The organism is Caballeronia sp. M23-90, from assembly GCF_053574605.1.
This window is the reverse complement of record NZ_JBSIPA010000034.1, coordinates 1-21,494: the sequence shown is the minus strand read 5'-3', so window position 1 is coordinate 21,494 and position 21,494 is coordinate 1. Positions and strand designations below refer to the sequence as shown.

At 55.6% G+C, this 21,494-nt stretch carries 14 protein-coding genes and 3 pseudogenes; 7 read left to right on the top strand and 10 right to left on the bottom strand.

The features are described 5' to 3' along the window. Positions 1-47: 47 nt before the first annotated feature. A complete protein-coding gene (locus ACRXB1_RS06070; protein ID WP_062167470.1) occupies positions 48-1,418 on the bottom strand; it encodes an undecaprenyl-phosphate glucose phosphotransferase in 1,371 nt (456 codons plus the stop codon). A 485-nt stretch (positions 1,419-1,903) separates the two neighbouring features. On the opposite strand from ACRXB1_RS06070, the gene ACRXB1_RS06065 reads away from it, so the two are divergent. Further along, positions 1,904-3,409 (top strand): mannose-1-phosphate guanylyltransferase/mannose-6-phosphate isomerase, encoded by a 1,506-nt coding sequence (locus ACRXB1_RS06065; RefSeq protein WP_449491449.1) that lies wholly within the window; start codon positions 1,904-1,906, stop codon positions 3,407-3,409. A gap of 57 nt (positions 3,410-3,466) precedes the next feature. Here the strand turns inward: ACRXB1_RS06065 and ACRXB1_RS06060 are convergent, their stop codons facing one another. The 6 genes and pseudogenes from ACRXB1_RS06060 to ACRXB1_RS06035 all read right to left on the bottom strand — a co-directional run bounded on the left by ACRXB1_RS06060 (position 3,467) and on the right by ACRXB1_RS06035 (position 10,771). Continuing rightward, positions 3,467-4,408, bottom strand: coding sequence for a transposase (locus ACRXB1_RS06060; protein ID WP_449491448.1), 942 nt, complete (start codon positions 4,406-4,408; stop codon positions 3,467-3,469). A gap of 379 nt (positions 4,409-4,787) precedes the next feature. After that, entirely contained in the window at positions 4,788-5,819 is a 1,032-nt protein-coding gene (locus tag ACRXB1_RS06055) for a glycosyltransferase family 9 protein (protein ID WP_449491447.1), read from the bottom strand. A 1,473-nt stretch (positions 5,820-7,292) separates the two neighbouring features. Continuing rightward, positions 7,293-7,466, bottom strand: a complete 174-nt coding sequence (locus ACRXB1_RS06050) for an ATP-binding cassette domain-containing protein (RefSeq protein WP_449491446.1) — start codon at positions 7,464-7,466, stop codon at positions 7,293-7,295. A gap of 121 nt (positions 7,467-7,587) precedes the next feature. Beyond that, positions 7,588-9,081, bottom strand: a pseudogene (gene argH / locus ACRXB1_RS06045) (argininosuccinate lyase). A 299-nt stretch (positions 9,082-9,380) separates the two neighbouring features. Continuing rightward, on the bottom strand, positions 9,381-9,593 hold the full coding sequence (locus ACRXB1_RS06040; RefSeq protein ID WP_449491445.1) for an ABC transporter permease subunit: 213 nt from the start codon (positions 9,591-9,593) through the stop codon (positions 9,381-9,383). Positions 9,594-9,688: 95 nt separating this feature from the next. Beyond that, positions 9,689-10,771, bottom strand: a complete 1,083-nt coding sequence (locus tag ACRXB1_RS06035; protein WP_375509006.1) for a molybdopterin-dependent oxidoreductase — start codon at positions 10,769-10,771, stop codon at positions 9,689-9,691. A 313-nt stretch (positions 10,772-11,084) separates the two neighbouring features. On the opposite strand from ACRXB1_RS06035, the gene ACRXB1_RS06030 reads away from it, so the two are divergent. Continuing rightward, the gene (locus ACRXB1_RS06030; RefSeq protein WP_375509005.1) at positions 11,085-11,273 is read left to right on the top strand and encodes a hypothetical protein; all 189 of its coding nucleotides are present in this window, start codon (positions 11,085-11,087) and stop codon (positions 11,271-11,273) included. Between the two features lie 154 nt (positions 11,274-11,427). Next, complete coding sequence (locus ACRXB1_RS06025; RefSeq protein WP_086381898.1) at positions 11,428-11,766, top strand: hypothetical protein; 339 nt, start codon at positions 11,428-11,430, stop codon at positions 11,764-11,766. Positions 11,767-12,490: 724 nt separating this feature from the next. Here ACRXB1_RS06025 and ACRXB1_RS06020 read toward each other — a convergent pair. Next, complete coding sequence (locus ACRXB1_RS06020) at positions 12,491-13,867, bottom strand: GAF domain-containing sensor histidine kinase (protein WP_449491444.1); 1,377 nt, start codon at positions 13,865-13,867, stop codon at positions 12,491-12,493. Positions 13,868-14,128: 261 nt separating this feature from the next. On the opposite strand from ACRXB1_RS06020, the gene ACRXB1_RS06015 reads away from it, so the two are divergent. Together ACRXB1_RS06015 and ACRXB1_RS06010 are read left to right on the top strand one after the other, a co-directional pair. Then, positions 14,129-16,297 carry a response regulator gene (locus ACRXB1_RS06015; protein ID WP_449491443.1) on the top strand — a complete coding sequence of 723 codons (2,169 nt, stop codon included), beginning with the start codon at positions 14,129-14,131 and terminating at the stop codon, positions 16,295-16,297. A gap of 320 nt (positions 16,298-16,617) precedes the next feature. Next, positions 16,618-17,093, top strand: a pseudogene (locus ACRXB1_RS06010) (response regulator). Positions 17,094-17,265: 172 nt separating this feature from the next. Here the strand turns inward: ACRXB1_RS06010 and ACRXB1_RS06005 are convergent. Further along, the gene (locus tag ACRXB1_RS06005; RefSeq protein WP_449491442.1) at positions 17,266-18,822 is read right to left on the bottom strand and encodes a sensor histidine kinase; all 1,557 of its coding nucleotides are present in this window, start codon (positions 18,820-18,822) and stop codon (positions 17,266-17,268) included. Positions 18,823-18,962: 140 nt separating this feature from the next. Between ACRXB1_RS06005 and ACRXB1_RS06000 the strand changes: the two genes are divergently transcribed. Continuing rightward, positions 18,963-19,406, top strand: a complete 444-nt coding sequence (locus ACRXB1_RS06000; RefSeq protein ID WP_449491441.1) for a response regulator — start codon at positions 18,963-18,965, stop codon at positions 19,404-19,406. 648 nt (positions 19,407-20,054) lie between these two features. Here the strand turns inward: ACRXB1_RS06000 and ACRXB1_RS05995 are convergent. Beyond that, positions 20,055-21,110 carry an IS110 family transposase gene (locus ACRXB1_RS05995; RefSeq protein ID WP_449491440.1) on the bottom strand — a complete coding sequence of 352 codons (1,056 nt, stop codon included), beginning with the start codon at positions 21,108-21,110 and terminating at the stop codon, positions 20,055-20,057. Positions 21,111-21,333: 223 nt separating this feature from the next. On the opposite strand from ACRXB1_RS05995, the pseudogene ACRXB1_RS05990 reads away from it, so the two are divergent. Next, positions 21,334-21,494, top strand: a pseudogene (locus ACRXB1_RS05990) (flagellin N-terminal helical domain-containing protein); the annotation flags it as partial.

Here is a 21,494-nt window from a genome sequence, read left to right as displayed (position 1 = left end):
CGTGCTCCAGGGTTGGCAAATTATTCAAGCGTTATTCGATGATTCTTCTAGTAGGCGTTGGCGCCCGCAAAACCCTTCCACAAAGTCATCGCGACGATCTTCATGTCGAGTCCGAAGGTCCAGTGCTGCATGTAGTACAGGTCGAGCTTCACGCGTCCCATCATCTTTTCGATGCGGTCCGTTTCGCCGCGAAAACCGTTCACCTGCGCCCAGCCGGTAATGCCGGGTTTGATGCGATACCGGTACATGTAGCCCTTCACGAGATCCTTGTAGATGTCGTCGTGTTCGAGCGCATGCGGGCGCGGACCGACCACCGACATCTCGCCGCGCAGCACATTGATGAACTGCGGCAGTTCGTCGAGGCTCGTGCGCCGAAGGAAAGCACCTACGCGCGTCACGCGCTTGTCGCCCTTCTTCGCTTGTGTCACGTGCCCGGCGGTTTCCTTGTGCACGCGCATGGAGCGGAACTTGAAAATCTCGAACTCGTTTCCATCGATACCCTTGCGCTTTTGCTTGAAGAACACCGGTCCTGGCGACGAAAACTTCACCGCCACCGCGAGCGCGATCAACAGCGGCGCGAGACTCAGCAACACGATGGCGGCAAACATGCGATCGAACACGCGCTTGGGCAGTACCTTCAAATCCGTGATCGGCGACGCCGCCAGGTTGATCGCCGGCACGCCGAGCAGATCGACCACGGCGTGATTGAAGAACGACAGGCTGCGTACGTCCGGGATGAAGCGGATGTTCACGAAGTCATCGCGGAACTCGGTAACCAGTTTGTGGATGGTGCGTTCCTGTGAAATCGGCAACGCCAGCCACAGTTCACGAATTGCGCGACGCCGAACGAGTTGTGTCAGGTCGGCCAGATCTCGGCTCACCGGCACGCCTGCGAGCGTCTCTTCGGCGAAGGCATCATCGAACACATACACCGGACGAAAACCCGCTTCCGGTCGGCTGCGCATCTGCTCGATCAGGAACTGGCCATAAGGCGCCGCGCCAACGATCGCCACCGCTTTCTGATTGAAACCTTCGCGCCGCAGCGACTTGAGCGCTGCATGCACGCTCGCCTTCGAAATCATCAACAGCGCAGCCGTGGCCACGCCCCAATAAAGCAACCACATACGCGACAGCAAATCTGCACGATGCACGCTGAACGTAAGCAGCACGCCCGCGCCTTCCACCATCAGCCATGCGACCGTCACGCGCAGCAACAGGTCGTAGACGGGCTTGCCGCGCCACGACTTGTAGATTCCAAACGACGGGAACGTCATGATCACCAGCACGCAATTGAATGCCAGCAGCGTGCTTTGCATGTCGTCGAGCCATACCGCATTTCCCGCGTGCAGCGACGCGGCGAGCAACGCGCCCAGCGCGACCATCGCTATGTCGATCATTCTCGAAAGCACGCTCAACATGTAGAACACCTCGGGCGAAATGCGCGGCGCGCTGGAACTCGTTCTGGCGTCGAAGCCGCTTCAAAGCGAGTACGCCAATTACCTTGGTACATACCCGTATAAGGCTGGAATTTAATTCATGCTGCAACCGCAAAATAATGCGTGAATTAATTCACCGTTTTCAACGGATTTATTTTTGTCATATGCGGGATTGACTGGCGTTTCGATCGTCGGTTGTCGCGCGGCGTTGCGGATTTTTCGCGGACGTCGTCAACGACTTCGATGCTTACTCCGCAGGGGTTTCGGCCGAATCTTAGGCAATTATTTTCGAATAAAAAATTCGCGCTTCGTAAGAAAAAAATTCAGGCGTCAGTCTCAGTTACATCGAATGGCCGGCATACCGGCCCGCATATAGCTGTCGATTATTTTCTGGTTTTTTGATTTATCGGCTATTTACTCCGTGCTAAAAATTGCAATACCCGTTCAAGCCCAGGAGTTCCCTCTTCATGACCGCCATCGATACAACGCTTGTCAGCGCGCCACACTTTCCTGCCGCCTCCGAAACCCGGCTGAGAATCCAGCCCGTCATCCTCGCCGGTGGCGCCGGAACCCGTCTCTGGCCCATGTCTCGCGAGCATTTCCCGAAGCAGTTGATCGGCTTGATTGGCGAACAGTCGCTTTTGCAATCCACCGCGCAACGGCTCGACGGCCTGACATACGGCACGGCCCGCGTCGACGACGCCATCATTGTGTGCGGCGAGGATCATCGTTTCACGACGGCAGACCAGTTGCGCTCGTCGGGCCGCAAAGCCGACCTGCTGCTCGAACCGGTCGCGCGCAATACGGCCCCTGCGTTGACCGTTGCCGCCATGCATGCATTGGCGTACGGCGATGACGCCGTTCTCGTCGTGATGCCCGCAGACCATGTTGTTACGGATACCGAAGCGTTTCACAAGGCAATTGGTGCGGGCGCGAAATGCGCGGAAGACGGTGCGATTGTCACGATGTGCATCGTCCCGACACATGCGGAAACGGGCTACGGGTATATCAAGGTCGGGCAGCAGATGCTTGGTTCGGGCGCGTGGCCGCTCGAAAAGTTCGTCGAAAAACCGCATCTCGAACTTGCACGCCAATATGTGAGTTCCGGCGAGTACTGGTGGAACGCGGGAATTTTTATCGTACGGGCGTCAGTGTGGCTGAAAGCCATTCAACACTTCCAGCCCGCAATACATGCAGCCTGCCGCGCCGCGTGCGATGCCGGCACGCGCGACGGCGAATTTTTCCGCCTCGACAAACAAGCGTTCGCGGCGTCGCCTTCGGATTCCATCGACTATGCAGTGATGGAGCAGCTCGCCGCCGATCAAAGCACCTGCACGGGCGCCGTCATACCGCTTAACGCGGGCTGGTCCGACGTCGGTTCATGGGGCGCAATCTGGAACATCCTGCCGAAGGACAGCGAAGAAAACGTCGCACGCGGACGTGTGATGTTCCAGGGATCGACATCCACATACGCGCATTCCGAAGGCCGGCTGATCGCGTGCGTGGGAACGCATAATCTCGTGGTCGTGGAAACGGCCGATGCCATTCTCGTTGCCGACAAGTCGTGCGTGCAGGACGTGAAAGCAATCGTCGGGCGCATCAAGGCCGAGCAAGGCAAGGAGGCGGCAGATCATCGCAAGGTGCACCGGCCATGGGGCCATTACGATTCCGTCGATAACGGCGACCGGTTCCAGGTCAAGCGCATCGTGGTGAAACCGGGCGCGAGGTTATCGCTGCAAATGCATCACCACCGCGCTGAACATTGGGTCGTGGTGCGCGGCACGGCGCTGGTGACGCGCGGCCAGGAGGAGTTCATCCTTGCCGAAAACGAGTCGGTCTACATTCCTATTGGCGTGCAGCATCGGCTGGAAAATCCGGGAAAGATGCCGCTCGAAATCATCGAAGTCCAGTCGGGCACATATCTGGGTGAAGACGACATCGTTCGTTTCGACGACAAATACGGTCGCCAATGAGAAACGTCATGCGGCGCGCGCTTTATACGCGCCGCATGACGTGAAGTCTTGCGACGTCTAACCTTGCACGTCCGCAAAACGCCGTGCTTCGACGGGCGTCGCGCGTTCCAGTTGCGCATGATCGAGGTTGGCAGCAGCATCCATTGCGACTTCCGTCGATGCGGCCTGACCCGGATGCGTGACCCGCGTGGATTGTGACGCGATCCATCTGCGCGACCACTCCAGCGCGTACGCCGCCGCTTCGTCCGCATTGCCGTACCGCGGACCAATCAGGCCCGAGCGCTCGACGCGCCGCCCGTCTTTCACGATTTCGGCCCAGCCGCGGAACATGCTGCCCGCGACCGGGCGCGCGATCGCATAGATGGCGTAGCCGTGCCCGTCATGCACCGGCGTGCAGTCGGGTTCGAAGGCCATGGGCACCGGATCGAGCCGATGTCCGGCCATGCGCGACGCATCGTGATACATGGGACGCGGCACATTCATGAGCATCGCGGCGCGACTCGCGGACAACGCCGTGGACGCATTGGCGCGTGCGACATCATGCGCATCCGGCAAGCGGCGCGGCACGGCAGCGAACAGCGCGTCGACGGCATTTGCACCGCGTCCGTCGCCGGCGCCCCACGATTCCGGGTTCTGCCAGAACACGCCGCGCAAGCGGTCGCATTCATACGCGCTTTGCGTTTGCCGCTGCGGCGCTTCGACCGGCGGCGAGGGAACAATGGCGAATGACCGGCCGCGCGTGGCGAGCTGGGTGACCATTTCTATCAGTGTGCCGTCCATTTGCCAGTCATTGAAACGACGGCGGCATGTCGGCACGGTTGGATAGTGGCTGGGAAGCTTCGACCACGTGTCACCGGTTGTCAGGATCCACAACACCGCGTTCACGATGGTGCGCGGATGTGCGCGCGGCCGGCCCCGACGATGTTCACGGACTTCGCCTTCGGCCACTAGCGGGGCGATCAGCGCCCACTCTTCATTGCTGAGTTCGTCGAAAAACATTGGGTTGCTCCGTGCAGCCAGACCGCTCTGCGAAAGTTGAACCAGGCGTTGAACCATGCGCGAAGGTGGAATCCACCCGCGCGACGCTGAATCAGGAAATTCGATGTGTTCGCAAACGTTTGCTAAAAACGACAAGTTGGTGCATACGAAATGCATCTAATCTGCGCCGTGGTGCACAACCAGTTCCATCTCGGCGCACAAATCGTCCTACGTCATAGGATATGAAGAATACGTGCAGGAAGCATACCATCCTAATGGTTTGCCCGAATATGACAAAAGAGTAGATTTTCAGCGACTCATATCATATTTTATTCTTACAACTTCAGGTAATTTATTCCGACTACATTGCCGACGCTTGAGTGCATTGAATTTAACGACGTTAAGTAGTTTCTGAAAAGAATGCCGGTGTTGCTATCCCGCGATACGCACGCTCGATCATTCGTATGTCGCCTGCCTGATTGCTCGCTTGAATGCCCTCCAATTGCGGCAGCGGCAAACTCACCGAATGACAAAACGGGTAATCACGGACCCGCAAGTCAGGGGAAATCGTGGTGAAAAAAGCCGTAGTGGGAATGTCGAAGCCGGCAGCAATATGAAGTGCGGCGGTATCGGGAGTGAAAAGATAACGTGCACCCCGGATCCACGCGATGAAGTCTGCAGTGCCTGGTGAGCGCGACGTGAGATCGATGTAATGCGCATGGTCGATCGCGCCAAAGCCCGCCACAGGCAGCCCGAAGCGCTGCCACAGCGCTTCAGCCAAGCGCGCGTGCTGCGACGCTGGAATACTTCGTACAGGCGTGCTCGCCGTGGGGCACAGCAGGACGTAATCGCCGCTCGTCGCCCGTGGCGCCGGCAAGCACAGATCCTCAAGCCAATGGTTGCGCTTGAGTTCGGCGGGAATTGATTCCGGCTTCACGCCCAATGCATCGATGAAAAAATCGATCATCGGCATTCGCGTGAATTTTGGCCAGAACAAATGGTTGCCGATATCAATGCGTAACTCCCCCTCTTCAGGGGCGGCGAGCCGGACTGGCAAATCGACAATTTCGCCAAGTTGCGGCGCGGCGATTTCATAAAGCTGCTTGACGTATGCGGGCGTATGTTTCGGTCGATAAATAGTAAAGGAAATTTGCGAAAAATTCGCTTTGATCGCGTGCAACGCCGTTATGCCAATGATGGAATCCCCAAGTGTCACGCCCATGCCGTTAATGACGCTCACCCTTGAGACAGTTGCATAATCAGGATTAAATTCAGCCAATGCAGCGTTGAAGACACCATTAGACAAACCTAGCGCACAATAATCGGCAGCTGCGGTATCAGAGACTTCAAGATCGTACGGCGCTACGATCTCTTTTTTGGCAGAAATTAGTGATCCCATGTTAGTTAAGGCAGAAATTTCATCCAGTAACATTGCGCTTTCCAGTTAGTATTGTGACATCTCCGACTTGGCCGCCCCGTTTCGAAATACGCGGCAGTGGGTTTGCAACGCACAACTCAAACTAAAAAGACAGAAGGCCTTCTAACAACATTATGCCGGACTGCGAGAACCTCAGGCAACGGTCTCAAGACATAAGCCTGAGCATACTGAGTGCTGCTGGACAAGCTCAGTTCGGCCACCTGTCGAGCACCCTCACCTCCGAAATGGTTTTTGGTGGTAACGGCGCAATGAGGACAGCTTTCTAGGTAACGGACGCGGACGAAATTTATTACGATCGATATGTTAGACGTGCGAAGACAAGGTCAGCAATAACCAACGGTAAAAAATCTCCTAAAATAAATAGAAATAGTCCATGTTCACGCTAATCCTTTCTTTCAACTTTTTGCTCACTCGTCACCAAGCGGTAGTTAAATCAAGATTATATCGCGACGTATTTTCAATCTAAAAAGACAACAGCTAGCATCTATACAACATCATTCTTCGCCATGAGGTATTGATTACTGTTAGTCTAATATAAAGCAATTATTTTTTATTTATTAAAAAGTCGAGAAATTACTTCAAGGAATTTGTTCGTAAATCAGCGAGCTAATAATAAAATATGTTTTTTCATACAAACCAATTCCACTAACGAGTCGCGCAAAAAAACCTCTTTGTCCGAACGAACAAATTTAAGTATTTCTTTGGACAACAACTCACTCTAACTCCCAGATTGCACTGCTTGCAACCAAAACTTGTTTGTTTATTCAAATAATTAACTAGAAAGGTTTTTAAGTTGTTTTGGTTAACTAAGGTGGTTCCAGCTATGTCTCGGCAGCTCTGTTGTGCCCATTGATTTGGACACTTACAGTGGCCGGAATGTTCAAGCGAATGCAGAGAAGAACATCTCATGTGGAGGTCAGGTGCGATCGTTCCTCTCTCACCCTAGAAGGTCTTGAACATTGATCGATGGCAAAAACCGGCCGCGACTTCACAGCGGAATGCCCCACCGAGGTAATTGAAAAAGTGATCCGGCAGAGCGCCAATGTTGTTCTGTGCGATGAAGGCTATCACCAGATATGACCGACTCGACCCGGCTATGACACGGAGTTCTATTCCTCCAGATCCCTTGGATAGAATCGTTTGCAGATCAGGTGCGCCTTTCTTAATGCTCTTGAAGCGAGTGCGTATGTCGTGGCTCGGGTCGATCGGCCAATCTTCTCTCTGGTTTCTCAGGGGATTTGCCCGCGTCCACCGTTTGCCATGATGCTCGACTGACTGGCGATCCAATAGCGAGGTCTGCGCAGCCTTTCGCGAGATGCATCTCCTGATACCCGTCCCACCTGTGTGCGAGACCAATTCGCTCTGGCAGCTTAAGCGCCATCGACTTCGCCTCCTGTTTCGTCATGCGCCCGAGCTTAACCGGCGCGAAGGTAATTTACGCAGATTGGACATATGCGGAAACAGCGTCTATTCCTGAGACATCATGCCAACATCCTCACGCAGTTTTGTCATTTCGCGACGATCATGGGCGTTGGTCTTGACGTCACCAAGCGTAACGGTGCCTTCAGTCGGTATTTCCAGATCGTTCACGCAGCGAATAAAAGTGGATTTGCCAAAACCACTCGGCCCGTTAATCGTCACTATTTCGCCGCGGTTAACATCACGCCCCACGCCCCGTACGACTTCAAGAGGGCCAAAGTGCTTGCGCAGTCCTTGGATCGAAAGAAGAGGTTCATCTCGATGCCACCATCCGAGTTACGGCCTAGAGATCTGCGTGCGCCTGATCGATACGATCGCGCCATCCCTTGATCGCCACTTTTGCTTCGCTCAGACGTTCGAACGCGGTGCTCGCATGCGCGCGTAACATCAACGGGCTCGGGTCGCCGGTCGAGATGCGTGCATTGACGTTTTTGATTGGGTCGAGACACGCGCGCACGGCCTCAGCGTCGATGCCAAGCGGCTTGCCGAGCTGCTCAATCGCGGCGGACTCAACCATATCGGCATCGATCAGATCAGCGGGCACCCGATTGTCCATGGCGCGGCGCACGACTGCGCCCTCGACATGATGTGCCGCGCGAAATGACAGATCGTGATCCTGGACCATCAGGTCGACCAGCGCCTTTATGGTGGAAAGGTCGCGTGCCGCTTGACGCTGCGCGTTCTCGCGCATCGGTCGTGCGGTGCGCAGAACTAGGTCAAAAAGCTCGAGACAGCGCACGACTTCGCGCGCCGTATCTTAAAAGCCGCTAATCGCCTCACGGCTTGACTCACCAGAGTAGCTGAAGTGGGTACCTAATACCCATGGTGGCGGACACCAGCGCGGCCACGATATGACCGCAGCATCCCTTTAGGTATTCGAGCACTACGGATTATTCTTTTGCGGCATGTTGTTTGACGTCGTTGCGACGCTGTCGGGCAACTCGATTAGTCCGAATTCGTGCGTGGTCCAGACGTAATAATCCTGTGCGCCGCGGCTCCGGAGAATTGCGAGGAGACTCATGCCCGAGATGCTCTCCAGCAGGAAATTACGCGATGCAACCGCGTCAAGCGCGTTGTCCACGTAATCGTCAAAGCCAAGCAAGTCCGCGGTGCGCTTGCGGTCGATCCCGAATGGCGTGCCCGCGAAAGCTGCCGCGCCGAGCGGACACACGTTCATGCTCTTGAGCGTACCAATGAGTCGCTGGCTATCTTGCTCAAGCGCCTGTGCGACGCCCGCGAGACAGAAGCCGTAGGTCATCGGCTGGGCAGGTTGGAGATGTATGTACTCGGGCATAACCGCGTCCGCATATTTCTCGGCTTGTTCGAGCGCCGTGGTACGCACCTTCGACAGCGCATCGATCACGTTGACCAGCACCTTGCGTCCACGCAAGCGGTGGAGCGTCGCCATAATATAGTTGTGGCTGCGGCCCGTGTGCATGCGTGCGCCGACGTCCGCGCCGACTTCATTCATCAGATGCGCCCCGTAATTGAAATAGGCTTCCTCGCGGCCCGGATCCCGTGCGACAACACCCGCGCCAGTCGCTTTCATCTTCTGAATGCCGCGTACCAAGCAGGCAGCGTGCGCCTCGCTCAAGAGAGCCTGCTCCATAAGCATGATCACGTGTGCCTTGTTGATGTCGTATAGCCGGCCGAAGATGTCCTCAAAGCTCTGCAGACGCGGCGCAAAGATACCGCTCTAAATTTCAGGCCAGCCCGCTTCGGTCAAACGCGCATGCGACGTTAAAAGTAGCGTGAAAGAGCGCTCAGCGACGAGCAGATGACAAAGTAGACGAGCAGCATCAGCGCATACACCTGAAAGGTCGGGCTTTGCCCTCGCATGATGGTCGCCCGCTCGATCACGTTCTGGCCGACCTTAGAAACTCGCCGACCCCGACAAGCGCACCGATCGCAGTGGACTGCACAAGCAAAGTCAGCAAGCCTGTGAAGGCCGGTGGAGGATCGACTTGAGTGATTGCGGGCCGGCGATGAACGCCTAAATCTGCTAGCGGCGCAGGCCGAGCGCCGTCGCGCTCTTCCACTGACGCGGCGGCACCGAGTCCAGGCCGCCCGATACGTTCACCGTGTCGTCTGCGCCGCCCCCAGAGACAGTCCTACCGTCGCGGCAACGAACGGCGGCAGGTCGAGCCCGAGCAAAGGCACGCCGAAAAACGCGAAGCAGACGTTGACCACCAGCGGAATCCAGCGGAAAAGCTCGAAAAAGCCATGAATCGCCCATTTGATCGTGCGGTTTGGCAGCGCCGCAAGCACACCGAGAAGCGACGAGATCACCGTCGTGCAGCGTGGTTAGAAAGCAGATCGTTTAAACCATGCACGGCGACTTTGGTCAACATCCTGTGAACACTCTCCAGCCCAATTCGGGCCCGTTATTGGACAGTGACGGTGATCCGATGCCACGCTGTGCTCAGATAGCCTTTGAAATTCCATACATCGGCTGCTTGCGATACCTGAGTCTGTCCCGCCGCGTCCCATGCTCGTACTGACAGTTCATGAGTGCCCCTCGTCAGCGTCAATTCAACGTTCCAGAGCGTCCAACTCCACGGGGTGCGAGGCTCGACGTTGAGTGCGGCTTGTGTCCACGTCACCCCGTCATCTGACGACACTTCTACGCGCGCTACCGATGTTCCCGTCGCCACGGCGTATCCGGAGACCCGGACAGGACCTGTGCACAATGTCGCTCCTTCGTTCGGTTCGCAAATGGCCGAGTTCAGAGGCATATCGTTGATCGTCGTCCCGTTCTTCCAGTCCGCACTGGTTTCATCGACGGAAGCGGGGAACAATTTGTATTCGCGTTGCTGCATGTGATTGTCCGATGGTTTGTCGCGCACCTCGATCGATGCCAGCCACTTCGGACTGCGCACGCCCGCGTATCCTGGAACCACTACGCGCAATGGATACCCATGCTCCGGGCTCAACACTTCGCCGTTCATTTCGTAGGCGAGCAGCACATCGCCCGATAGCGCTTTGCTCGCCGGAATTGACACGCCATAGCGGAAGCGTTTGCCCTCTGCTTCGCAGTCGTCGCACGCTGCAAATACCACGTGCATTTCTCCACCGCACATGATGCCGGCCGATTCGAGCACGTCCTTGAGCCTCACGCCGGTCCAAACCGCATTGCCAATCGCCCCCGGCGCCCATGGGTCACCCGAGACGGGTTTCACCGACAGCAGGTCAGCACGCCGGTTTCCAGCGCATTGCATTACGGCACTGACGGACACGCGCTCAAAGCGGCTTCTAAGATCGTTCAGTGAAAGACTAATCGGACGGCTTATTCGGCCGGAGACCGAAATCCGGTGGAGCGCCTCGTCAATCACCGGCACATTGCCGTGATTGCGCACGTAAAAATCGTCTTGAGTCGTGTGCATGCCGGCGATAAGGCGCTTGAGTTCCGGCTCTGCGTTAAGCGGCGATGTGGAATGGATCCGCTTGTCGAGCCCTTTTGGTGTCATTCGCATCTCCGGCGCTGAATCGGCGTTTGGGAAGAGGTGTTACGGCCCTCTACACGATGCACGAAGCGCGCCCGGTGCCGAATTCGCGTTCGTCAGCCGACGTCAAATACTTCGGCAATCGCGCTCACGGATGGCATTGCTGCCGCAGATCATCGCAAACCGGTGTCTAGAGTGACTTAACTGAGTCACCTTGTCGAACCAGCTAACGATGTCTACGCGTTCCTGGGTCCAGGAATCGGTAAGCTCGTGCGCTTGGCGCGCTTTCCCCGCGGCTTGCGCTGCCGAGGTTTGAGGTCTTCAGACTTGGCAATTCATGAAACGTTTAGTCTTCCCCGAGCAGTTCGCCATGCTGCCGCATGTGGCGCGCTGGCTTTTGCTGTCGGTGCCTTGGCGGGAAGCGCCTTGGCCTGTTTCTCCGGGCGCTCAATATCGCGACGAATACCCGCGTGGCGAACCCCTGGCTCATCTGGCTGCTGCGGTCGCCGGCTTTTGCGTTGGCTAGGTTTATCTGCGGATCGGGACCAGTGTCGAAGGCGGAGTGCGGGCGGGGGTATGCTGCGGGTGTAGAAAGCCTATTTTGGTGCCCAGAAAACGCCTAAAAATTGAACGGACGAAATGGAAAGCGCGTCATGGTTAGTCGAAAGGAGGAAAGCGAATTGACTGAGAAAACCGAAATAGTCAGCGGGGACCTGGGGCGATCTCCAGAATCGTTAGAGATACTTGCGAAATATCTCGAGCAATCGCTGGACAACGCTGAGACCATTTTGATGGTGCGCTACGAGGACAGTGTATGCACCGTCTACCTTGGCGACCCGTCGGGTCCGCGCGACGAACTGCGCAAAATCGCCACCATAGCGGTGTCTCTGGCCAACGAGATGCTTGAGCTAACGCGGTCTGGAGAAAACGAGTTATCGATTGGCGGGCAGAATTATCGTTTTGTCCGCAGTTTCGCAACAGTCGGTGTTTCAGCGGCCATTGTGTTCTTTGCAGGCTAAGCCACGCTCTTTTCATGCCGAAGTGGCGCTCAGCCGACGGGATCGTGGAACGCGAATAGCGGTCGCTCGAGGCAAAATCGCCGCAGCTAACTCAAGCATATCGCCTTCGTCGCTTAAGCCAAACGCGGCGGAACTCTGCGACGCGCCGTGCGGCTGCACTGATGCTGCTAGGCATGACATTGAGGAATACCTGCTTGCCTCATTAACTTTTTGAATGCTCAGTCTTGATGTGCTACCAGCCGACATCTCAATGACTAATAGGAAGGTTTCCAGTCAAACGAGTCCTTGGGTCCGTGCACTGCATTGCACAGGCGCGAAATCAATTTCACTTGTGTCATGTCCTCGGCCATGGGTACGGCCGGAATTGCATATTCTTAAATTTCAACACGACGCGGCGCACTTATCGTGAGCCGTGCAGGACGGTTTAACCACATTTGCAGGATTTGGGGCGTGCCTCCTGGTTCCATGAAATGAGGTTGGGGACACTTCAGCGTGTACCCGCCCGCCTGCCCCAGTCATCCATTGAATGCCACCCGCATCGGTGACGCTTTCGTTGGCCACCGGTATCTGAATGAGCAGGGCAGCCGCCGAGCAGTGGTAAGAGAAAGAGGAAAAGAGGAACGGGTTTAGATGCAGGTGTGCCGTTCTGGCAACTGGCGGCAAATCGTGAGATCGGGGAATGACCCACGCGACCCAAGAGCGATAACTGGCTGCCGATACACCGCTAGTCCGACGATGCTTCGGTGCGCGGCGCACGCACAGGTAGGCGAATCAACACTGTTGTTCCACATCCCTCGCCATCGCTCTTGATTTCGACCGTCCCGTCATGCAGAGAGACCAAATGCTTTACGACAGCAAGACCGATCCCGAGTCCACCCTCTCGACTCGCGTCACAGATTCTTGACTGTACGAACATGTCGAAGACGCGAGGCAATGCGTTCTTCGAAATCCCCATTCCATTATCTGTAATCTCAATTGACGCCTCTGTGCGCCCAGCGCTTTCCAGCGGGGACGGTTCACGTGTCGTCACGCTCACGTGGATGAATCCACCATCGGGTGTGTACTTCGCCGCGTTGCTTATGACGTTTGTGAGAATCTGGATGAGCCGTCCTGAATCCGCCACAACCATGACCGAAGCCTCCGGCAAATTCAGTTCAAGCGAATGCTTCCGGTGGTTTATGTCTGGCAACAATAAGGCGGTTGCTTCTCTGACAATTTCTTGGAGCACCATCTCGTTTCGCTCCAATGCGACTTTGTCGTAACGAATGCGTGAGGCGTCAAGCAGGTCGTCAACGAGCCGTCCCAAATGCCGCGTTTGTCGCTGCGCTATATCGAGCGCCGACACAAAACCCTGCTTCGAATCAGATAGCCGGTAGATTGCCTCCAGGGCATTGGTCATAGGTGCCAATGGCCCTCTCAACTCATGAGCAATCATAGCAATGGCATTGCTCATGGCCTTTTCCGACGCCTGTAAAGCGACTCGGGCCGCTTCTGCCTCTTCCGCTCGTGTTTCGGCAGCCGTCTTCGCCCGCTCGACCACCAACGCAGCGCCGACGAAACTCGCAAGGCTCATCAATACTCGGGCGTCCTCCGCGTCAAACCGAGCATTCTCATCGTGTGACATCACCCAGATTGTTCCCCATGGCTCGCATTGGCCAAGGATCGGAACGACCAAACCCTCGACTACTTCGGGCATCCGCCCTTTTAAGCAATCAAAGTGGCGTTGCGGATACGCAAAGATCTGAACGCCGCCAAGCGCCAGCGTCACTCCGCAAGGGCTTTCATCGATTGGCGTCGTATTGCCGGTGTAAGTTGAGATGAGGCCTGCGGTCGCGACCCAATGGAAATAACTTAAGCCCGTGTCATCGCGCTCAATAAGGCTGATCCCTGCGCTTCCCGCATCGCATAGCAGCAGCGCGGTGTCGGCAAGCGTTTGCAGCATCTTTTCGCTTGAAGTCGCGAGCGAATGCGCAAGCGCATAAATGCACCGAAGCTCGGCTTCATGATTGGGACCACGACGCGCGCGCTCGCCTAATAGACCGGTAGTCAGGAACCGCTCGCGTTGTGTGCGCGCAACCTCTGGTAACAAGTTTTCAGACACGATGTCCCTCAACTGCGGTGGTCTGTCGTTAATTACATTCGTGTTAGGTAGAAAGTTCGGATGTGCGATCTTTAACAGCAATTGTTACCCGTTTGCAGCTTTTCGAAGTGAAGATACAGGATTTAGGAAAAGATATCTCTAATCTACTTGTTACCTAATCCAGGCGTCCTGGCCGAAAATTTGGGCAAACGCGGCCTCCCGATGTGGATCCTCTTTTTGATTGTTCAAAAGCCTTACCTTTCGTACGTTGGAGGAGGACGAGTGCGCGACTTTGCTTCTCAAGCAGACCCTGCCACTGCGCCGCGGAGTTTTTCGTCAACGAAATACATTCTGCTGTTCGTGCTGGCTATATCGGTCCTGGTTCCATCTGCCTTTCTTTTCGCTTACGGGTTTTACGATTATCAGCGCAGAATCTCCGAGGCTAACGACATCGTCGACCGTATCGCGCAGGTCGCTGAAGAACAGGCTCTGAAGGTGCTTGATTTGAATGGCGAAATTAGCGGTCGCATTGTCGACATGCTTGGGGACGGCGACGACCTCACGATACGCGACAGTGAAGACACGATTCACAAGAACCTGATTGTGATTGGCGGCGCGTTTCCGCAGGTGGCCGGGATATCGGTGTTTGGAGTGAAGGGGGACCTGCTCGCAACCAGTCGTGTTTTCCCAGCCCCGCCGGTGTCGATACGTGACAGGGACGATTTCAAGCAGGCCGAGGCCATTCGTCCCGAGGCCTACTTCTCGCTCCCACTGCGCGGCAAGGTGGCGCAAACCGACGTATTCACCACGAGCATCGGTCGCTCAGGGTACGACGGCAAATTTCTGGGTGTCGTTTCCATTGCTTTGCGAAGAGAATATTTCAATAGCTTTTATCGCGCCCTGACCAATGACGCAGGGGCCTTGAACGTTGCGCTCTATCGCAAGGACGGCGGCATCTTAGTTCGGTACCCCGACACTCAACCCGCTGCGGCGGCAGCCGCCTCCAACACCGCCTTTACCCGAGCACTGAAGAACAACGAGCTTTACGGTCACTTACAGATGACGTCGTCGGTCGATAAGCTTGAGCGAATTGTGGCTTTTCGCCGCGTGGGCGACTATCCCATCTATGTTGTTAGCGGGATTTCTTCGGCGGCGATCGCAAGCCAATGGCGCAATCATTTCGTCTTCATCACACTTATCACCGCTATTCCTTGTGCCGGAATATGGCTATTGGTTATGTTCTCGCTCAGGCAGTTAAAGGCGGAAAAAATCGCTTGGGACAAATGGCAAACGGAAACTTCCAGGCGTGAATCTGCAGAGGCTTCAACGAGGCAACTTCAGCGCGTAAGCGCATTGAGTAATCTCGTGGCGAGCATTGCCCACGAATTCAATAATCTTCTGATGGTGGTCTCAACGAATTCCGCTTTGGCGCGAAAGAAGGAATTCATGAATGTTGAGAAAGAAGTTGTCGCAGTGGAGCGCGCCGGCGTTGGTGCAGAATCGCTCGCAAGGCGGCTCATGAGCGTTGCGCGAAAGCAGCCGCTCAAGCTTGAAAGCGTCGACCTTTTTTCTTGGCTGTCATCCGCCAAATCGCTTGTTGCTACCGCACTCGGTGAACGGGTTCATGTGAGCATTGAGGTCTCGCCCAACGTCTGGCCCATCTTCGTCGACAAAACCGAACTCGAATCAGCCATCATCAACATCGCAATGAACGCAAAGGACGCGTTACCCGATGGCGGGCGATTTGTGATTCGGTGCCAGAATTCGCAACTCCCGGCAAGGAACGACCTTTTGCCTGCGGGCGACTACATTTCCATTGCTTGCACCGACAACGGTTCTGGCATGAGCGACGACGTACTGAGCCGTGCATTCGAGCCTCTTTTCACGACCAAAGCACAAGGCGCACGCCTCGGACTGGGGCTCGCCCAAGTGCTCTCCGCAACAGAGCAAGCGGGCGGCACGGCTCGCGTCGATAGCATCCGTGGGAAAGGGACCACTGTCAGGCTTTATTTCCCTCGTTACTTGGTGCAACCCGTAGCGGTCGAGGAAACTGCGGCGGTCGTGCCGCTGCCGACCTTACGCATGAGCACGTCCGTATTGCTGGTTGAGGATAACGAAGAAGTTGCAGCCGGGGTGTCGGCGGTCCTCGAAATGATGGGATGCAAGGTCCAGCATGAAATTACCGCGGACGGCGCGATGGATCTTCTGAATTCAGGAGCGACCTTCGACCTGATTCTTTCCGACATTCAAATGCCTGGCGCGATGAACGGCATAGACCTCGCCGAGCATGTTCTCAAGACGTGGCCTAATGAAAGCATAACGCTGATGACAGGTTACGCAGACGAGATTGAACGGGCCACCCACGCCGGTGTGAAGATTCTAGCGAAGCCGTTCGACTTGGCCGAACTTGAAAAACTGGTCGCCGAGAGCCGGTCCGACCAGGTTACTTGACTGCATCGTTGAGTTCAAACGGCCAACCCCGAGCGTGCCCATCAAGACCGGATATTTTGCTGCGAGCCAACGTCCTGTTCTTGTTCTTTGTCAACAGTGATTAACATGAAGATTTCAAAGCGCACTTCGATAAGATGTCCGCGTTTTAATTCCCATGGCACGTGCCATGCTAAACGCTAAAACGGACGAACTCGGTGCTCTGGTCGCGCAAACCGGAGAGGTTTTTGCACGATGAGCCTGGCGGCCTTACCGTCCCGAATTTGAAAGCGCTGGTACTATGTTTTAATCGACCGTTGAACTATATAGATGTCGAATCTTTCATGCTGAAGCCCATCCTCCTCGTCGAAGACAACCCCTATGATTTAGAGTTGACTCTGCTCGCACTCGAGAGGAGTCATCTTGCCAATGATGTCATTTCTGTACGCGATGGAGAGAAGGCTTTAGCCTACCTCCGCCGCGAAAGTCAATGGAGCACTCGTAAAGTCGGAAACCCGGCGGTAGTGCTGCTTGATTTGAAATTGCCGAAATTGATGGCGTACAGGTCCTTGAAGCCAGGCGCGCGGACGAGAAGCTCAGAGAAGTCCGCGTCGTAGTGCTGACCTCATCTAAAGAAGAGCGCGACCTTGTGCGCCGTTACAACGCGGGCACCAGCGCATTTGTCGTGAAGCACATCGACTTCGGCGAATTCATAAAAGCAGTGGCGGATTTCGGTGTTTTCTGGGCGGTGTTGAACGAGCCGCCACCGGGCTCGGCAAAGGTAGCGCGTGAGCGAATCAAAGCCGGTGGACGCGTTTAGGCTCACGTGGGCTCACGCCCTCGCACATTGACGTCTTGATGTTCTTAACTGGATGCCGTCCGAATTGAAAAGAGCGCCACAATTGTGCATCCAACCAATCTATCTATCTATACGAAACACGGTCGTCGGATGTCGACACGATTACGAGGTTATTCTCCGAAAGGTACAAATCCTAAGCATTACGAAACTCAACGACGATGCGGCTATGCGGAACTGAGCGATCAACCTGCACGCTATTATTGCCCATCCCCGCATAGGCCGTCACAAGCCGCATGCCAAGACCTGTTCCTTGCGGTTTCGGAAATGATTCCGGGAACCCGGAACCCTCGTCTTCGACTGTTAGGCGAGACATCGCGCCTTGGGTTTCAAGGACCACTCTGACTTGACCTCGGCCGTATTTTAGCGCGTTGGTCACGAGCTCAGCCGTGACAAACCCAAGCGCAGAAAGTCGCGCAGCTGACAAGACTGTTGGCGCTGCTTCTAAGATGATGGACCGCTCAGTGGATAGATGGGCAAGGTCCTTTATCAGATCCGAGAGATAGACACTCGCGTCAGCTGATTGCGCACCATCATCCTGGTAGAGCCTTTCGTGGACCGAGGCAATGGTCATTACCCGGGCTGCCGCTGTCTCCAAGTGTGCGGCTACGGTCTTGTCCCCGGATAGACCTCCTTGTAGCGCAAGCAAAGTTTGTACAAGCTGCAGACTATTGCGGACACGATGATGTATTTCTTTTACCTTGAGCGCGGATTCGTCGATTCGAAGTTCTTGTTTTTCAATTAGCTCAATAAGCCGCTCTTCTTCCAAATGCCGGCCCGTGATGTCTCGGGCCGCGAAAAGGATGCGCCTCACCTCGCCAGTATTGTCCGCGATGGGGGCGACCGAGACGTCCCACCACCGAGCGTTGCCGCGATAGGTCGCGTTGAACGCTTCGAAACGTGTCGATTCTCCGCGCGCGGCAGCATGCAACGCGCCAGAGATCGCTCGCGCTTCAGTGTCTGGCCACAATCTGCTGTGAGCGCTCCCGCCGACCTGAGAGAAATCATCGAGCTCAAATTGCGCCAAGCCACTGGCATTCATATATTCGATTAGGCCATCGACGGTCAGCACTAGAACGCAGTCAGTGCTCGCGTCCAGTACCGCGGTCGAAAAAAGCTCCTGGGGTCCTTCCTGCTCCTCCGCAGCAAGTCGCTCACGGGTTATCGAGACCACATTCGCAACCGCCTCGAGGAAGACGATATCCGTCTCAATAAAATCTTCGCCGTCGGCACTGTCCGCTTCCAACACCCCGTAAGAGACGGGGATGCCGCGAATCGGCACGTTTATGGCACGCTTGACGCCGTATTTTGCCAAGAGTGCTGGTGTACGGAATCGATGCTCCTCGCCCAAGTGGTTGGAGAGGACAGGGAGCCCGCTTCGGTATGCGTGGCCCGCAGGGCTCGCGTCGTCCGCTGCGAGCTCTACCGTTCCAATGTCTGATGTGTCCCAACCCACTCCTGCTTCGAGCAGGAGTGAATCGCTTTCAGGCAAATATTTTAACAATTTAACGAATCGCGATGAAAGGCCACTGGATGCGACCTCGCATGCCTGCTGGAGCACTGCATCGATTCGATGCGCTTTCAGCGCCGCTAGGCCAAAGTTGGCTGCGAGCGCGTGTTGATGACGCAGACGCTTCGCAGAAAGCTGCAACGCGCTTCGAATGGTTTCTTGCGGCGACAAGGGTTCGGTCATGATGAGCTGCTAGATGAAGTAGAGCCGGAATTCGGCCGCTCTAACGAAACACCGAAGAACGAACAAAACTATGACAGATAAATTAACTGATTATCGGTTAATTGCGGTACGAAAGCTGCTTCAAAACTACGAAACCAGGCATGCTTTCTTTCGCTATGACCGACCCTATCCTAAACAATCTTTGTCAAAACTGGTCCATGCGAAGGCTTCATTCTTCGAACGCGCCTAAGCGCGTGTTGGTAGTCGATGACTTCCCGGCAGCTGCAGAGGCACTCGCTACATTTCTAAGCTTAGAAGGCTTGGATGCTCGCGTCGCATTTGGCGGAGAGGAGGCTCTGAGCCAAGCCGCATCATGGCTGCCAGACATTATCATTTTAGACATTCATATGCCCAGGTGCGATGGCTTCACCACGGCTGCGCTGCTTCGCAAGGAAGCTAAATCCTCAGCCATTGGCATTGTCGCGTTCACCGCCATCGATGCCGATGAAGTGAGACAACGCGCTGCAGTCGGAGAATTCGACGGCTACTGTCAAAAAGGTGCGTCTCCAACGATCCTGCTCAGCCTTTTGAACCAGATGTGGTAGTCCAGCACTCGCTGCGTCTACACCTGCCTGGTCCAACGGCACGAGGCACCATGGGCGAAATCCGGCAGACACGGGCAGTGATTCGGGAAAGCATTACTCGACGGCGTGGGGGTGCGGGCGGCGAGCTGGCTGCTGCTTATCATAGCCCTACTGACCGGTAACAAACGCCCGACTATAAAACCAACATGCAGAGCCGACAGGCCAGTTACGAGAGAAACGCTACCAAGGCGGTAAGGTGGTTCCCGCGTTGGTTTAAGGCCCGGCATGTCTGGGCTTTTTCCCGTGCGCCATCGCTGAATAGGAGCAGTTGAAGCCCCGAGGGTGACGATGGTCTATAGCATTCCCAGCGGAAATGCTTAAAAAAGTGCCCCAAACGGGGCGTAAGGTGTCGACTCTGGGTTTAAGCAACCGCGCAGGAGATTTCCAAAAACTTGACCGGCCCAACATAGCCAGATACCTCGGAATCATCGTCCTGCGGGTTCTTCAAGTCGGAACGTGTGCGGATCCAGGGGCAAGATATTATTTACCGTTCCGGCAAACGAATAGAGTTTTGCAGCAGCTCGCGTCGATCGGCTTGCTTAGCCATTTTTTTATTCGGAGTTTCTGCTTGCACCCATCATTTGCCATCAAGCTCAACTGGCCGCAAATTCAATCTTGGGCTGTGCTGAGCCCTTTCGCAAGTTTCTTGCGCTGGAGGTGATGGGCTTCGAACTGCGAATTTCGGGCAACAATCGCCCAAGCGATTCGGGCGAATTTGTTTGCGAGGGCGCACGCGACCACGCTCGACGGGCGGCGCGCGCTAAGCGCGCGGACCCAATCAGCAAGTGGCCCCGACTCCTTCGGCAGGCGAAACATATAAAGGCGTGCGCATAGGACGAGCAGCGTGCGAAGGTCTTTGTCACCGCGTTTGCTTATCCCGATAAGCGTTACTATCCCACCAGTACTACGCTGGCGCGGAGTGAGCCCAAGCGAAGCGGCGAAATCGCGCCCACATGAAAACTGCGATCCGTTTCCGAGCTCACCTATCAACGCGCTTGCAGTGATAGGGCCAATCCCCGGAATCGAAAGGAGCCTCTGCCCAGCAGGGTCGCCATTCAGAAGCCGGGTCATCTGCTTTTCTAAGTCTCTGATGGCAGCGCTTGCTAGCGCCGAGCGCTGTTCCAGCTGGCTTAGAAGACTCGCGATGCCCAAGGGCAACTGTCCTTCTCCCGTCACCACAGCTAGGCGTTGCGCCGTAAACATCCCCCGTGACGCGGCGATCCCAAATTCGAGCAAAAACGCCTGAATTTGGTTATTCAAGACGACTCGCTCGCGCACGAGCGATTGGCGGACCCGGTGCAGGGCAGATATGGTTTGTTGTTCTTCGGTTTTTGGCGACACAAAGCGCATTGTTGGCCTGGATGCCGCCTCGCAGATCGCCTCCGCATCGATGAAGTCGTTCTTATTGTTTTTGACAAACGCTCGTACGAAGCGGGGAGATATCAGCCGGGGAGCGTGGCCCATCCGAGCGACCTGCCTAGACAGAAAGTGAGAGCCTGGACAAGCTTCCATCGCAACCGTACAGGGCGGCAAATTGCCGAAAAATTCGAAAACTTGGGATCGCGCAACTTTCTTTCTCATTACAGCGTAGCCGTTGCAATCTTGACAACAAAGATGAAACACATGTTTGCCCAAGTCAACGCCAACTAATGTGATCTCGTTCACCGCCGCCCCCTCGGTATTTGACCGGCCCCTCACGCGCGAATCTTCCCCATCGAAAAATTGTCGTGCCAGACCCACGACGAATCACCTGACAAATTGCGGTGCCCCCTAAAGTTTCGGACAGAGGGGCCGAAAACCCAAATAAGCGGCCGAAATGACGGGCGCTCGCGATGAAGCAAAAGCGTCACGCACCCATTCCTAACAACGTGCCATACGAGGAAACATCATGATCGGTATTAATAGCAACATCAACTCGCTGGTCGCCCAGCAAACCTGGGCAGCACGCAAAGCGCGCTGTCGTCGGCAATCACCCGCCTGTCGTCGGGCAAGCGCATCAACAGCGCCGCGGACGACGCAGCAGGACAAGCCATTGCGTCGCGCATGACG

Bases quoted from the DNA above. Each gene is read 5' to 3' on its own strand.
- ACRXB1_RS06070 (WP_062167470.1), bottom strand. From the start codon at position 1,418: ATGTTGAGCGTGCTTTCGAGAATGATCGACATAGCGATGGTCGCGCTG.
- ACRXB1_RS06065 (WP_449491449.1), top strand. From the start codon at position 1,904: ATGACCGCCATCGATACAACGCTTGTCAGCGCGCCACACTTTCCTGCC.
- ACRXB1_RS06060 (WP_449491448.1), bottom strand. From the start codon at position 4,408: ATGTTTTTCGACGAACTCAGCAATGAAGAGTGGGCGCTGATCGCCCCG.
- ACRXB1_RS06055 (WP_449491447.1), bottom strand. From the start codon at position 5,819: ATGTTACTGGATGAAATTTCTGCCTTAACTAACATGGGATCACTAATT.
- ACRXB1_RS06035 (WP_375509006.1), bottom strand. From the start codon at position 10,771: ATGACACCAAAAGGGCTCGACAAGCGGATCCATTCCACATCGCCGCTT.
- ACRXB1_RS06030 (WP_375509005.1), top strand. From the start codon at position 11,085: ATGAAACGTTTAGTCTTCCCCGAGCAGTTCGCCATGCTGCCGCATGTG.
- ACRXB1_RS06005 (WP_449491442.1), bottom strand. From the start codon at position 18,822: ATGACCGAACCCTTGTCGCCGCAAGAAACCATTCGAAGCGCGTTGCAG.
- ACRXB1_RS06000 (WP_449491441.1), top strand. From the start codon at position 18,963: ATGCTTTCTTTCGCTATGACCGACCCTATCCTAAACAATCTTTGTCAA.